At 76.1% G+C, this 13,482-nt stretch carries 14 protein-coding genes; 12 read left to right on the top strand and 2 right to left on the bottom strand.

The window, feature by feature from the left end; all coding sequences use genetic code 11:
* The first annotated feature begins 25 nt into the window (after positions 1-25).
* The 10 genes from GEV43_RS24050 to GEV43_RS24005 all read left to right on the top strand — a co-directional run bounded on the left by GEV43_RS24050 (position 26) and on the right by GEV43_RS24005 (position 9,613).
* The gene (locus tag GEV43_RS24050; RefSeq protein WP_160822620.1) at positions 26-853 is read left to right on the top strand and encodes a hypothetical protein; all 828 of its coding nucleotides are present in this window, start codon (positions 26-28) and stop codon (positions 851-853) included.
* Positions 823-1,158 (top strand): 3-oxoacyl-ACP synthase III family protein, encoded by a 336-nt coding sequence (locus tag GEV43_RS24045; RefSeq protein ID WP_160822619.1) that lies wholly within the window; start codon positions 823-825, stop codon positions 1,156-1,158. Before GEV43_RS24050 ends, GEV43_RS24045 begins: the two co-directional genes overlap by 31 nt.
* Positions 1,159-1,216: 58 nt before the next feature.
* Positions 1,217-2,080, top strand: coding sequence for an arylamine N-acetyltransferase (locus tag GEV43_RS24040; protein ID WP_160822618.1), 864 nt, complete (start codon positions 1,217-1,219; stop codon positions 2,078-2,080).
* 122 nt (positions 2,081-2,202) lie between these two features.
* Positions 2,203-3,960, top strand: a complete 1,758-nt coding sequence (locus tag GEV43_RS24035; RefSeq protein ID WP_160822617.1) for an FAD-dependent monooxygenase — start codon at positions 2,203-2,205, stop codon at positions 3,958-3,960.
* A gap of 13 nt (positions 3,961-3,973) precedes the next feature.
* Positions 3,974-5,863: an FAD-dependent monooxygenase gene (locus tag GEV43_RS24030; protein WP_160822616.1), complete on the top strand. Its 1,890-nt coding sequence runs from the start codon at positions 3,974-3,976 to the stop codon at positions 5,861-5,863.
* A complete protein-coding gene (locus tag GEV43_RS24025; protein ID WP_160822615.1) occupies positions 5,860-6,312 on the top strand; it encodes a nuclear transport factor 2 family protein in 453 nt (150 codons plus the stop codon). Before GEV43_RS24030 ends, GEV43_RS24025 begins: the two co-directional genes overlap by 4 nt.
* Positions 6,299-7,585, top strand: a complete 1,287-nt coding sequence (locus GEV43_RS24020) for an NAD(P)/FAD-dependent oxidoreductase (RefSeq protein WP_160822614.1) — start codon at positions 6,299-6,301, stop codon at positions 7,583-7,585. Before GEV43_RS24025 ends, GEV43_RS24020 begins: the two co-directional genes overlap by 14 nt.
* Positions 7,572-8,597: a methyltransferase gene (locus GEV43_RS24015; RefSeq protein ID WP_160822613.1), complete on the top strand. Its 1,026-nt coding sequence runs from the start codon at positions 7,572-7,574 to the stop codon at positions 8,595-8,597. Before GEV43_RS24020 ends, GEV43_RS24015 begins: the two co-directional genes overlap by 14 nt.
* Positions 8,598-8,615: 18 nt before the next feature.
* Entirely contained in the window at positions 8,616-9,023 is a 408-nt protein-coding gene (locus GEV43_RS24010; RefSeq protein WP_160822612.1) for a DUF4267 domain-containing protein, read from the top strand.
* Positions 9,024-9,037: 14 nt separating this feature from the next.
* Complete coding sequence (locus GEV43_RS24005) at positions 9,038-9,613, top strand: DUF6506 family protein (RefSeq protein WP_160822611.1); 576 nt, start codon at positions 9,038-9,040, stop codon at positions 9,611-9,613.
* Here the strand turns inward: GEV43_RS24005 and GEV43_RS24000 are convergent.
* Positions 9,601-10,320, bottom strand: coding sequence for a TetR/AcrR family transcriptional regulator (locus tag GEV43_RS24000; RefSeq protein WP_160822610.1), 720 nt, complete (start codon positions 10,318-10,320; stop codon positions 9,601-9,603). The genes GEV43_RS24005 and GEV43_RS24000 overlap by 13 nt on opposite strands.
* A gap of 116 nt (positions 10,321-10,436) precedes the next feature.
* On the opposite strand from GEV43_RS24000, the gene GEV43_RS23995 reads away from it, so the two are divergent.
* Positions 10,437-10,997, top strand: coding sequence for a DoxX family protein (locus tag GEV43_RS23995; protein ID WP_160822609.1), 561 nt, complete (start codon positions 10,437-10,439; stop codon positions 10,995-10,997).
* Between the two features lie 26 nt (positions 10,998-11,023).
* Positions 11,024-12,496 carry an MFS transporter gene (locus GEV43_RS23990; protein WP_160822608.1) on the top strand — a complete coding sequence of 491 codons (1,473 nt, stop codon included), beginning with the start codon at positions 11,024-11,026 and terminating at the stop codon, positions 12,494-12,496.
* A gap of 201 nt (positions 12,497-12,697) precedes the next feature.
* On the opposite strand, the gene GEV43_RS55065 is transcribed toward GEV43_RS23990, so the two are convergent.
* A complete protein-coding gene (locus tag GEV43_RS55065; protein ID WP_309239812.1) occupies positions 12,698-13,390 on the bottom strand; it encodes a response regulator transcription factor in 693 nt (230 codons plus the stop codon).
* Positions 13,391-13,482: the final 92 nt, after the last annotated feature.

The following is a 13,482-nucleotide window of genomic DNA, read 5'->3' as shown; positions in this document are numbered from 1 at the left end:
ACCCCGAACGGAAGAGGGAACCGAGATGTCAGCAGGACAGACCGGGGGGATCGGCGTGCTCGGCACGGGCTCCCACCTGCCCGCCACCATGGTCACCAACGACCAGGTCGGGGCGCCCGCGGGCGTGGACGACGCGTGGATCACCCGCAAGACCGGCATCCGCGGCCGGCGCTGGGCCGAGCCCGGCGAGACCACCTCCGACCTGTGCCTGGCCGCCGCGCAGCTCGCGCTGAAGGAGGCGGGCACCGATCCGGACCTGCTGCGGCTGATCATCGTGGCGACGTCCACGCCGGACTCCCCGCAGCCGCCGACCGCCGCCGTCCTCGCCGCGCGGCTCGGCGCGCCCGCGGAGGCCGCCGCGTTCGACCTCAACTCGGTGTGCAGCGGCTTCGTGTTCGCGCTGGAGACCGCCCGGAGGTTCCTGGCCGCCGACGCCGGGACCGCCGGAGGGGACGGCGGGCCGTACGGGGCGGACGCGGGACGCGCCCTGGTCGTGGCCGCCGACGTGTACTCGCGCGCCATCGACCCGGAGGACCGCCGCACCGTCGTGCTGCTCGGCGACGGCGCGGGCGCGGCCGTCCTCGGCCCTGTCCCCGCCGCGCCGAACGGCTCGTACCCCGGCGGGGCCGGCGCGCACGCGGGCCGCGACGGCGACCGCGGCGGCCACCGCGACGGCCACCGCGCCGGCGATCACGGGCGGGCGATCCTCGGCTCGAAGCTGCTGACCTTCGGGACCACCGCGACCTGGTCGGCGTCGCGGCGGGCGGCAGCCGCCTGCCCGCGTCCGCCGAGACGCTCGCGCGGCGGCAGCACTACTTCACCATGCAGGGCCGCGCGGTCACCGAGTTCGTGATGGAGCACGTCCCGGACGAGGTCGGCCGCTTCCTGGACGAGCAGGGCGTGAGCCGCGCGGACGTCCGCCACGTCGTCCCGCACCAGGCGAACGCGCACCTGATCAGGAGGCTCGCGGACGAGCTGCGGCTGCCCCGCGCGGCCCTGCACTCGACGGTCGAGCGGTACGGCAACACCGGCGCCGCCTCGCTGCCGGTGACGCTGGACGCCGCCGCGCGCGACGGCCGCTTCGAGCCCGGCGACCTGGTCCTGCTGGTCGCGTTCGGCGGCGGCATGTCCATCGGGCTGTCCCTCGTCCGCTGGTGACGCGGGCCCGGCGGACGACGAGAGCCCGCGAGGCGGGCGAGAGGAGGAAGGGGAGACGATGACCCTGCACCGGAGCACGGCCGAGGCGTACCTGGCCCGCATCGGGGCCCGGCGGCCGGAGCGGCCCGACGCGGAGGCGCTGCGCCGCCTCCAGGAGCGGCACGTGATGTCGGTCCCGTTCGAGAACATCGACTGCTACCTGCGGCGGCCGCTCGGCCTCGGCGCCGCCGCCGTCGACAAGATCGTCCGGCTGCGGCGGGGCGGCGGCTGCTACGAGCTCAACTCGGCGTTCGGGCTGCTGCTGGAGTCGCTCGGCTACCCGGTGACGGTGCTCGGGGCGCGCGTGTTCAACGACGGCGCGCCCGGCCCGCCGCTGCGGCACCTGGTGCTGCTGGTCGAGGCCGACGACACCACGTGGCTGGTCGACGCCGGGTTCGGCTTCGGCAAGGAGCGCAACAGCCGGTTCCCGCTGCGCGCCCTCGACCGTTCGCCGCAGCCCGACCCGCACGGCGAGTACGTGCTCATGGACGCCCCCGACGGCGACGTCGACGTGGTGTGCGACGGCCGCCCGCTGTACCGGTTCGAACGGCACCCGCGCTCGCTGAGCGACTTCGAGCCGACGCTGTGGTGGTTCCTCACCGCGCCGCGCTCGCCCATGCTCCAGGCGCTGTTCTGCGTGCTGCCGACCGAGTCCGGGCGCGTCTCCCTGAAGGACCACAGCCTCGTCCGCATCGCCGACGGGCACCGGACCACGACGCTGCTGGAGGAGGAGAACCGGGTCCGGGAGACCCTCGCCGAGTCGTTCGGGATCGTCGTGGACGACATCCCCGACTTCCTGAAGTCGCCCGAGGAGCTCGCCGAGATCATCGCGACCGAGGCCGCCGCCGCGCGGCGCGGGACGGTCGCGCCCGCCGGCGGCTGACCGCCGCGCCCCGCACCGCGTCCCGTTCCGCGTCCCGCCGCGTCCCGCCGCGTCCCGCCGCGTCCCGCCCCGCACCGCGTCCCGCACCGTTCCGACCCGTTCCGAACCGAAGGACCACGCACATGCCTCCCCTCGACACCGACGTCCTGGTCGTCGGCGCCGGCCCCGTCGGCCTGACGGCGTCCGCGCTGCTCGCCAGGGACGGCGTGGACGCCGTCACCGTGACCAAGCACGCGGGCACCCATCCGACGCCCCGCGCCGTCTACACCAACCAGCGCACCATGGAGATCCTCCGCGACCTCGGCATCGAGGACGAGGCGCGGCGCGCCGGCGTCCCGATCGACCGGGTCGGCGGGAACGTCTGGGCCACCAGCTTCCCGGGCGTCGAGCTGGCCCGGATGCCCGCGTGGGGCACGGGCCTCGCCCGCCGGGCCGACTACGAGGCGGCGAGCCCGAGCCGTACGCACACCGCGCCGCAGCACGTCCTGGAGCCGATCCTGCTCGCGGCGGCGCGGCGCCTCGGCGCGGACGTGCGGTTCGGCACGGAGCTGACCGGGATCGAGCAGGACGGCGACGGCGTGACCGCGACCGTCCGCGACCGGGAGACGGGCGCCGAGCGCGCGCTGCGGGCGCGGTACGCCATCGGCGCGGACGGCGGGCGCAGCACCGTCGCCGCCCGGTCCGGCTTCGCGTACGAGGGCGAGACCGGCATCATGAACTGGGCCGCGAACGTGTGGCTTGAGGCCGACCTCACCCAGTACTGCGCGCACCGTCCGGCGCTGATGTACTGCGTGTACGAGCCGGGCGAGGACTTCCACAGCAACACCTGGATCTGCATCCGGCCCTGGTCGGAGTGGGTGATGAGCATCATCTTCTCCGGCTCGCGGGACCGTCCGGGCCTGGACGGGGCCGAGGCGCTCGCGTACGCGCGGCGCATGATCGCCGACACGGACGTGCCCGTACGGATCAAGGGCATCTCCACCTGGTCGGTCGACAAGGGCCTCGCGACCGAGTACCGGCGCGGCCGGATCTTCCTGGCCGGGGACGCCGCGCACCGCCACCCGCCCCCCAACGGCCTGGGCAGCAACACCGGCGTCCAGGACGCCTACAACCTGTGCTGGAAACTCGCCAAGGTCCTCAACGGCCAGGCCGGACCCGCCCTCCTCGACACCTACCACGCCGAGCGCCGCCCGGTCGGGGAGCGCGTCGTGGACCGGGCGATGCAGAGCCTGCTCGACATGGAGCCGATGGTGGACGCGCTCGGCCTGCATCCGGACCTCGACGCGCAGGCGGGCTGGGCGAAGCTGGACGAGCTGGCCGCCGCCGACGGGCGGGGCCGCAAGCGCCGCGCGATGCTGCGCGAGGCGCTGGAGTTGCAGGAGTACCACTACAACGCGCACGGCGTGGAGTACGGGCAGCGCTACGACGTTCCGGGCGCGGCGGTCGTCGCGGACGGCGGCGAACCGCCCGAGCCCGTACGCGACCCCCAGCTCTACTACCAGCCAAGCACGTACCCCGGCCACCCGCTCCCCCACGCCTGGGTCCAGCGCGACGGCACGCCGCTGTCCACGCTCGACCTCGCGGGACGCGGCGAGTTCACGCTGATCACCGGCATCGGCGGGGAGCTGTGGCTGGACGCCGCGGCGCAGGCGTCCGCGGCGCTCGGCGTCCCCATCGCGACCGCCGTCGTGGACTACCGCCGCGAATACCACGACCCCTGCGGCGACTGGGCCGCGCTCCGCGAGATCGACGAGACCGGCTGCCTGCTCGTCCGCCCCGACCGGCACATCGCCTGGCGCGCCGACGCCCGTCCGGCCGAGGCCGCCGAAGCCGAGGCCGCGCTCGCGGACGCCCTGCGCCGCGTCCTCGCCCGAGGCTGAGGGGACGGCGGAGATGCGCACCATCGACACCGACGTGCTGGTCGTCGGGGCCGGGCCCACGGGCCTCGCCGCGTCGGCCCTGCTGGCGCGGCTCGGCGTCCGCGCCCTGACCGTGTCGCGGCACGCCACCACCTCCCCGACGCCGCGCGCCCACATCACCAACCAGCGCACCATGGAGATCCTCCGCGACCTCGGCATCGAGGAGCGGGTGCGGCGGGCCGGAACGCCCGCGCGCGCCGCGGGCGCCAACGTCTGGGCCACCGGCTTCTCGGGGACGGAGCTGGCGCGGCTGCGGGCGTGGGGCACCGGCACGGCGCGCAAGGCCGAGTACGAGGCCGCGAGCCCGTGCCCGATGTTCAACGTTCCGCAGCACGTCCTGGAACCGCTGCTGCTGGAGAGCGCCCGCGAGAACGGCGCGGACGTGCGCTTCGGCACGGAGCTGGTCGCCGTCGAGCAGGACGGCGACGCGGTGGCCGCGACCGTCCGCAAGCGCCCGGCGGGCGAGGAGAGCCTCGTCCGGGCGCGCTACCTGATCGGCGCGGACGGCGGGCGCAGCACGGTCGCGGACCGGGCCGGGTTCCGCTTCGACGGCGACCCGGGCGTGCTGAACCACGCGGTCAACGTGTGGCTGGAGGCCGACCTCACCCAGTACTGCGCGCACCGTCCCGCCCTCCTGTACTGGTTCCACGAGCCGGGGGACGAGCTGTTCACCAGCACGTGGATCTGCGTCCGGCCGTGGTCGGAGTGGGTGATGGCGATCGTCCACCCCGCGACCGGCGGCCCGGACGGCGCGTCCGACGGGGCGTCCGACGGGGCGCCGGGGATGGACGAGGCGGAGGCGCTGGCGCACGCGCGCCGGATGATCGGCGACCCGGACGCCGACGTCCGGATCAAGGCGATCGGGACGTGGTCGATCAGGCACGCCCTCGCGACCGAGTACCGGCGCGGCCGGATCTTCCTGGCCGGGGACGCCGCGCACCGCCACCCGCCCCCCAACGGCCTGGGCAGCAACACCGGCGTCCAGGACGCCTACAACCTGTGCTGGAAACTCGCCAAGGTCCTCAACGGCCAGGCCGGACCCGCCCTCCTCGACACCTACGAGGCCGAACGCCTGCCGGTCGGCCGCGCCGTGGTCGAGCGGGTGAGCGAGAGCCTGCGCAACATCGGCCCGCTCGCCCAGGCGTTCGGCCTCGAACCCGGGCTCGACGCGAAGGAGGGCTGGGCCAGGCTCGACGAGCTGGCCGCCGACGAGGAACGGGGCCGCAAGCGCCGCGCCCTGCTGCGCGAGGCCGTCCAGCTCCAGCACTACCAGTACAACTGCCACGGCGTGGAGTACGGGCAGCGCTACGGCGGGCCCGGCGCGGCGGTCGTCGCGGACGGCGGCGAACCGCCCGAGCCCGTACGCGACCCGCAGCTCTACTACCAGCCGAGCACGTTCCCCGGGTCCCCGCTCCCCCACGCCTGGGTCGAACGGGACCGCACGCCGCTGTCCACGCTCGACCTCGTGGAGCACGGCGAGTTCACGCTCATCACCGGCATCGGCGGGGAGGCGTGGCTCGACGCGGCGGCCCAGGCGTCCGCCGCGCTCGGCGTCCCCATCGCGACCGCCGTCGTGGACTACCGCCGCGAGTACCACGACCCCTGCGGCGACTGGGCCGCGCTCCGCGAGGTGGACGAGTCGGGCTGCGTGCTCGTCCGCCCCGACCGCTACGTGGCCTGGCGTTCCGCCGCACCCGGCGCGGGCGCCGCCGATGCCGCACCCGGCGCGGGCCCCGGCGCGCCCGATGCCGAGACCGTCAGCGCGGACGCGGGGGCCCGCCTCACCGAGGCCGTGGCGCGCCTGCTCGGCCGCGCGCAGCCGTCCGACCGTCCCTCACGAACGCGTCCAGGAGGCGTCCGATGACGATGGAACAGCCCACCCGATCAGCCGTGCTCAGCCCGTCCGCCGCGCTCGACCGGTGGGTCGAGGCCGAGGTGCGGTACTTCGCGTCCGGCGGGGCCGACGTGCCGCCGTTCGAGGAGATGCTCGACCCCGACTTCGTCCTCGTCGAGCCCGCGTCCCTGCCGTACGGCGGGGAGTGGCGGGGGCCCGACGGGTTCCTGCGGTTCCTGGAGACGATGAACCGGGTCTGGAGCCGGATGGGCCCGAAGGACCCGCCCGTCCACGTGGAGCAGGGCGACACGATCGTGCTGCTGGCCACGCTCGACGCGGTCGGGCGCGCCACGGGGCGCGCCATCGAGGTGCCGGTCGCGCAGGTCGTGCGCTTCCGCGCCGGGCTGCTGCTGGAGGCGCGGATGTTCTACTTCGACACCGTCGCCGTCAACGAGGCCCTCGGCCATGACCCGCGGTGAGCGCGGCGGCCGGGACGCCCGGCGGTCCGGCGGCGCGCCGGACGGGCGGGAGGGCCGGCGGCGGATCATCGTCGCGGGCGCGGGGATCGGCGGGCTGACCGCCGCGCTGTGCCTGGCGCGCACCGGCAACGAGGTCACCGTGCTGGAACGGGCGGCCGAGCCGAGGGAGTCGGGCGCGGGCATCCTGCTGATGAACAACGGCCTCGCCGTCCTCGACGGCCTCGGGTTCGGCGCGGAGCTGCGCGCGGCCGGCAACCGCGTGGACGCCGCCACCCTGCACGGCGCGGACGGGCGGCCGCTGACCGCCATCGCCGTGCCCGACCGCGGGCCCGGCCTCGACCACGCCCTCATGCTGCGCCGCAGCGCCCTGCACGGGGTGCTGCTCGACGCCGCCCGGCGGCAGCGCGGCCTCGGCCTGCGGTTCGGGGCGCCCGTCGTCGCCGGGCACCCGTCCGGACGGGTGACGGCCGAGATCGCGGGCGTGCGCGAGACGTTCACCGCGGACCTGGTCGTCGCGGCCGACGGCGTCCGCTCCGTCCTGCGCGGGCACGGCCGCTTCGGCGCGCGGTTCCGCGACCTGCGGGCGCTGTCGATCCGCGGCATGGTGCCGGTGGAGACCCCGGCGCTGACCGGGCTGGACGAGTACTGGTCCCCGGCGGGCGTGTTCGGCGGCGCCCCGATGGGCGACGGCAGCACGTACTTCTTCACCTCGGCGACCAAGCGCCCGCTGCCGCACGCGGTCGGCGCGCGCGACCTCGCCGCGTTCCGCGCGGTGTGGCGGCAGGCGCTCCCGACCGTCGCGCCGGTGCTGGAGCACGTGCGCGAGTTCGGCGACCTCTACGTCACCGGCATCGCGCGCGTGGACTGCGAGCGCTGGGTGGACGGCAGGCTCGTCCTCCTCGGCGACGCCGCGCACGCGATGCCGCCCAACCTCGGGCAGGGCGGCAGCTCCGCCATCATCGACGGCGCGGTCCTGGCGCACGAGCTGGCCGCGGACCGTCCCCTCGCGGAGGCCCTGGCCCGGTACGACGCGCGCCGCCGTCCCGTCGTGCGCGCCCTCCAGGACAAGGTCGGCACGCTGTTCCGGCTCACCGAGGCGCCGCCGCCCGGCATGAGCCGGGTGTACGAGGCGGCGGTCCGCCTCGCGTCGCGCGTGCCCCGGTCCGGCGGCGGCGAGGCCCTCCTCCAGGAGGACCCGGCCTGGCTGCACGCGCAGGCCGCGTCGATGTCGGACGCGCGACTCCCGAAGGAGGCCCGCGATGGAACGGCCTGACGCGGCGGGCGAGCCGCCGTCCGTACGGCTCACCGCGCTCATGGACGGCGCGCTGATCGCCCAGCTCATCTCCGTGGCGGCCGAGCTCGGCGTGGCCGACCTGCTCGCCCGGGGCCCGCGCTCGGTCGAGGAGCTGGCGCACCACACCGGCAGCGACCCGGACGCCCTGCACCGCGCGCTGCGCTGCCTCGCCGCCGCCGGCGTCTTCACCGAGCCGTCCCCGCGGACGTTCGCGCTGACGCCGCTGGCGGACGTCCTGCGGACGGGCTCCCCGGACTCCATCCGCGACCTCGCCAGGATCAGGGGGCTGCCCGAGCACTGGCGGTCGTGGGGCGAGCTGGCGCACAGCGTCCGCACCGGGCGCTCGGCGTTCGAGCACGTCTTCGGCACGGACTGGTGGACGCACCTGGAGTCCCGCCCCGACCTCGGCGCGCTGTTCGACCGGGCGATGGGCAACGACACCCGGCAGGTGCACGCGGCGGCGCTGGAGGCGTACGACTTCTCCGGCGTCCGGCGCCTGGTGGACGTCGGCGGCGGCCACGGCCACCTGGCGGCCGCGCTGCTGCGCCGCCATCCGGGCATGACGGCGACCGTCCACGACCGTCCCCAGGCGATGGCGGGCGCGGGCGCCGTACTCGCGGAGGCCGGGGTCGCCGACCGCGCGAGCGTGGTGGGCGGCGACTTCTTCGAGTCCGTCCCGCCCGGGGGCGACGCGTACGTGCTGTGCCGCGTCTTGCACGACTGGGACGACGCGCGGGCCGAACGCGTCCTCGCGAACGTCCGCCGGGCCCTGTCCGGAGGCGGGCGGGTCGTCGTGGTGGACGCGGTCGTGCCCGAGGGCGACGTCCCGCACCCGGCCAAGGCGATGGACCTCACGATGCTGGCGCTGCACGGCGGCCGGGAGCGCACCGAGGCCGAGTTCGCCAAGCTCTTCGACGCCGCCGGGCTGCGGCACACCGGGACCTGGCCGTCCTCCTCGCCGATCAGCGTGCTCACCGCCGAGGCGGCCTGAGCCGGAAAGGGAGAACCCATGGACCTGCGCGACCCGAGACTGGCGACGGCCGCCGCGACCGCGATGGCCGCCGCCCGCGTGACCATCGGGCTGTCGACCGTGCTGCGGCCCGACCGGCTGGCCCGGTCCTGGCTCGGCGAGAGCGCGGAGGGCACCGACGCGCGGCCCGCCGTGCAGGTGCTCGGCCGCGGCCACGGGGGCCGCGACCTGATGCTCGGGGCGGGGGCGCTCGCCGCGCTCGCCGCCCGGGACCGCGCCGCGGGCGCGTGGCTCGCCGCGGGCGGCGTGGCCGACGCCGTGGACGGCGTCACCACCGTCCTGCTGTGGCGGAGCCTGCCGTCCCGGAGCCGCTGGGTGTTCGCCGCCTCCGCCGCCGGGACGGCCGTGGCGAGCGGGCTGATCTGCGCGGGGCTGCGGCCCCGCTGAGAGGAAGGAACGCGATGGGCAGCAGCGAGGCGATCATCTACGCCCGGCCGGGCGCGGACCCGTACGCCGACCGGTACGTGCGGGAGAACGGCGGGTCGCGGACGGTGTTCGTCCCGGCCGCCGACCCGGACACCGCCGTCCGGGTCGCGCCGTCCCTGGTGGCGGACGGGGCCGAGCGGATCGAGGTGTGCGGCGGGCTCGGCCCGCGCACGAGCGCCCGCGTGGCCGAGGCCGTCCGGAACGGGGTCCCGGTCGGGGTGTGCGTGTTCGGGGTGGAGTCGATCCCGGCGGCGGCGGCGTTCGACCGGAGCCTGCACGAGGGCGAGCGGGTCCGCATGGCCCTGCTGTACCGGGAGGACGGCGCGGACCCCGTCGCGGACCGGTACGCGATCGAGGCGGGCATCGTGCGGATGCTGTTCGTCCCGGTGCCGGACGACGCCTCGGCCGCCGGCGCCGCCGCGGCCCTCGCCGCGGACGAGGGCGTCACGCTGGTCGAGCTCTACCGGGGCCTCGGACCGGCGGCGACCGCCGGGGTCATCGAGGCCGTGGGCCCCGGCGTCGGCGTCGGCTCGGTGCTCTACGCCCGCTGATCGGGCTCCCCGCGTCCGGCCGGCCCTCCCCGCGGGGACCGGCCGGACCCGGCGCGCCCGGAAGCCGTACGCGGGGCCGCGGTGAGGAGGCCGCCGACGATCTCGTCGAGGCCCGCCTTGATGCGCTCGGTGCTCATCCCCCGCTCGTGCCTGTGGTGCACGAACAGCCCGGCGGCCAGCGGCGCCAGCAGCGCGTCGGCGAGGTAGTGCGCGTCCCCGCCGGGCAGCGCCTCGCCGATCAGCGTCGTGAGGTGGACGTGGTGGACGGCGTACGCGCCGCCGCGGAACCGCCCGGTCGAGGAGGTCGCCTCGGCGACGGCCATGAGCGGCGCGTAGTCGTCCAGCAGGTCGACATAGGCGTGCAGGAACGCGCGGACGCGCTCGGCGGGCGGCGCGCCCGGCCCGAGCGGCGGGGCCCCGGCCATGAACGACTCCTGGAGCCGGCTCTCCCGCTCGTCCATCACGGCCCCGATCAGTCCCGCCAGGTCGCCGAACCGGCGGTAGACCGTGCCGACGCCGACGCCCGCCGCGGCGGCGACCTCGTTCATGGTGAGGGCGGTGACGCCCCGGGTCGCCACGATGTCGGCGGCGATGGCGAGGATCCTGCCGCGGTTGCGCACCGCGTCGGCGCGCCGCGGCCGCTCCGCCCCGGCCACCGGCAGGTCCAGGCGGCGCCGGCCGCGGCGCCGCGCCGGTTCACGGCTCATGCGTTCGCGCTCCTCACCGGCCGCGACGCGCCGGGCGTGCGCGCGTCCGCCGTTGACATCCGGATAACTATCCGATTATGTTCGAGGTGGATTGTAATCCATCGAGGGAGCCGACCATGCAAGAGGTCGTACTTGAGGATGTGGGCCTGCTCCTCGTGCGCGCCCCCGCCGGGCTGCTGCTCGCGGCGCACGGGACGCAGAAGCTGTTCGGCTGGTTCGGCGGCGACGGCCCCGAGGCCACCGGCCGCGGCTTCGAAAGCCTCGGCTACTCGCGCGGCAAGGCCATGGCGGTGCTCGCGGGGCTCACCGAGCTCGCCGCGGGCCTCGGCCTCGCGCTCGGCCTGCTCACCCCGCTCGCCGCCGCCGGGGTGATCGGCATCATGATCAACGCGGCGGTCGCTGCGCACGGCGCCAACGGGCTCTGGGCGCAGAACGGCGGCTACGAGTACCCGCTCGTGCTCGGCACGCTGGCCGCCGGGTTCGCCGTGCACGGCCCCGGGCGGGTCGCGGTCGACCACGCCTACGGCTACGCCGAGACGGGCCTGTGGTGGGGCCTCGGCGCGATCGCGCTCGGCGTCGTGACGGCCGCCGGCTCGCTGGCCGGACGCCGCGCGCCCGCCGGTTCCGCGCCGCCCGAGCCCGCCGGGCCGTCCGAGCCCGCCGCGCGCGCGAGCTGACCCCGCACCGACACCGAAAGGCCACGATGGCAAGCCGCGTCCGAACGAGCACCCCGGCGTCCGGCCGGGAGGTGCGCCACCGGGGGCTCGCGCTCCTGCTGCTGTGCTCCGCGCAGTTCACGGTCATCCTCGACACCACGATCGTGAACGTGGCGCTGCCCGCGATCCGGTCGGAGTTCGGGTTCGCCTCGCAGGCGGAGCTCCAGTACGTGATCTCCCTGTACGCGCTGACGTTCGGCGGGTTCCTGATCCTGGCCGGGCGGGTGGCCGACCTCTACGGCCGGCGGCGGCTGTTCGTCGCGGGCCTGCTGCTGTTCGCCGCCGCGTCCCTGCTGTGCGGGCTCGCCCCGGCGAGCTGGGTCCTGCTCGCGGGCCGCGCGCTCCAGGGGCTGGCGAGCGCCATGGTCTCGCCCGCCGCCCTGTCGCTGCTGGTCACGCTGTTCGACGAGGGCCCCGAGCGCAACCGCGCCCTCGGCGTGTGGGGCGCGAGCGGCGGCGCCGCGGGCGCCACGGGCCTGATCGTCGGCGGGGTGCTGACCGCCGCGCTCGGCTGGGAGTGGGTCTTCTTCATCAACATCCCGATCGGGCTCGCCGCCGCGCTCGCGGCGCGGCGGCTGCTGCCGCCTGGCGGGGCCGCCGGGGCCCGGAGCCGGCTGGACCTGCCGGGCGCGGTCGCCGTGACGCTCGGGCTCGGCCTGCTCATCTTCGGCCTCACCCGCGGCGAGCAGGACGGGTTCGACGCGCCCGCGCCGCTCGTCCTGCTGGCCGCCTCCGTCCTGCTGCTCGCCGCGTTCGTCCTGATCGAACGGCACGTGCGCAGCCCGCTCGTCGCGTTCCGGCTCTTCCGGGTGCCGGGCGTGACCGGGTCGAACGTCGCGGCGCTGCTGCTCACCACGATCATCTCCTCGCAGCTGTTCTTCACGACCCTCTACGCGCAGCGCGTGCTCGGCCTGTCGGCGCTGGAGACCGGGCTCGCGTTCGTCCCCAACAGCGCCCTGGTGCTGGTCGGCTCGTCGGTCGCGTCCCGGATCACCGGACGGCTCGGCGCGGGCCGGGTCCTCGCCGCCGGCCTGGCGATCATCGGCGTCGGCTCGCTGCTGCTCGCGGGCGTCTCGCCGGACGGCGCCTACGCCACCGACGTGCTGCCCGGCTTCACCGTGACGGGGTTCGGCCTCGGGCTGGCGTTCGTCGCGGTGACGATCGGCGCGACGAGCGGCCTGCGCGAGGACGACCAGGGCCTCGCGTCCGGCGTGGTCAACACCGCCCAGCAGATCGGCTTCGCGGTCGGCATCGCGGCGGTCGTCGCCGCGGCGCTGGCGCTGACCGAGCACGGCGGCGGCGACGAGACCGAGCGCCTCGTCTCCGGCTACTCCACCGGCTACCTGATGGACGCGGGGCTCGCGGCCGCCGGCGCGCTGCTCGCCCTCGCGCTGGTCCGGGCGCGCCCGGCCCCGCCCGAGGACGGGCGGCCCGCGAAGGGCGCCGAGCCGACCGGCTGACCGCCGCCCGCGCGCGGCCGCGGACTCGCCCGCGCGCGGGCGGTGCCGTCCCCCGCCCCACGCGACGCACACGACCGACCCGGGCGAACGGGCCGGTACGGCGCGAACGGGCCGGTACAGCGCGAGCGGGCCGGTACAGCGCGAACGGGTCCAGAAGGGGCGGCCGACGGGCGCGGGCGGGTCAGACGCCGTGCGGGCGGGTCAGACGCCGCGGGGGAGCGGCTGGGCCTCGGAGGCGGGCAGGACGAGGCGGAAGCCCACGCCGCGTACCGTGACGATCCAGTCGCTGTCGCCGAGCTTGCGGCGCAGGCTGCTGACGTGCATGTCGAGGGTGCGGCTCGACGTCGTCCAGACGTGTCCCCAGACCTGCGACATGACCTCCTTGCGGGACACGACGGCCCCGGCCCGGGAGGCGAGCAGGTGCAGCAGGTCGAACTCCTTGCGGGTGAGCTCGACGACCTCGCCGTTCAGGCGGGCCTCGCGGGAGCGGGGGTTGATCCTGAGCGGGCCGTGGGTGAGCGGCCCGGGCACGGACGGGCGCGGGTGGACGCGGCGCATGACGGCCTCGATGCGGGCCATCAGCTCCTGGAACCCGTACGGCTTGACCAGGAAGTCGTCGGACCCGGCCTGGAGCCCGAGGACCCGGTCCACCACGTCGCCGCGCTCGGTCAGGGTGATGATCGGCAGCTCGCTGCGGCCCCGGATGGCGCGGCACACCTCCAGGCCGTCGATGTCGGGCAGGTCCAGGTCGAGCAGCAGCAGGTCCGCGCGCCGGTAGCGGCGCAGGGCGGTGGTCCCGGTCTCGACCCGCTCGACCTGGTAGCCGTGCCGGCGCAGGTTGCGGGTCAGGGCATCGGATTCGGACGGGTCGGCGTCCACGACGAGCACATGCACGGTTCCTCCTGGCGGGGGTGAGCTGAGGACGACCCCGTTGGCACGGTCCCTCGGGCGGGTGTCGGTCTTGCGTTGCGGGAGCGTGTCCGCAT

The organism is Actinomadura sp. J1-007, from assembly GCF_009793335.1.
Lineage (GTDB): Bacteria > Actinomycetota > Actinomycetes > Streptosporangiales > Streptosporangiaceae > Spirillospora > Spirillospora yumaensis.
Note: the sequence above shows the minus strand (reverse complement) of the source record. Positions and strands in the feature narration are given on the sequence as shown.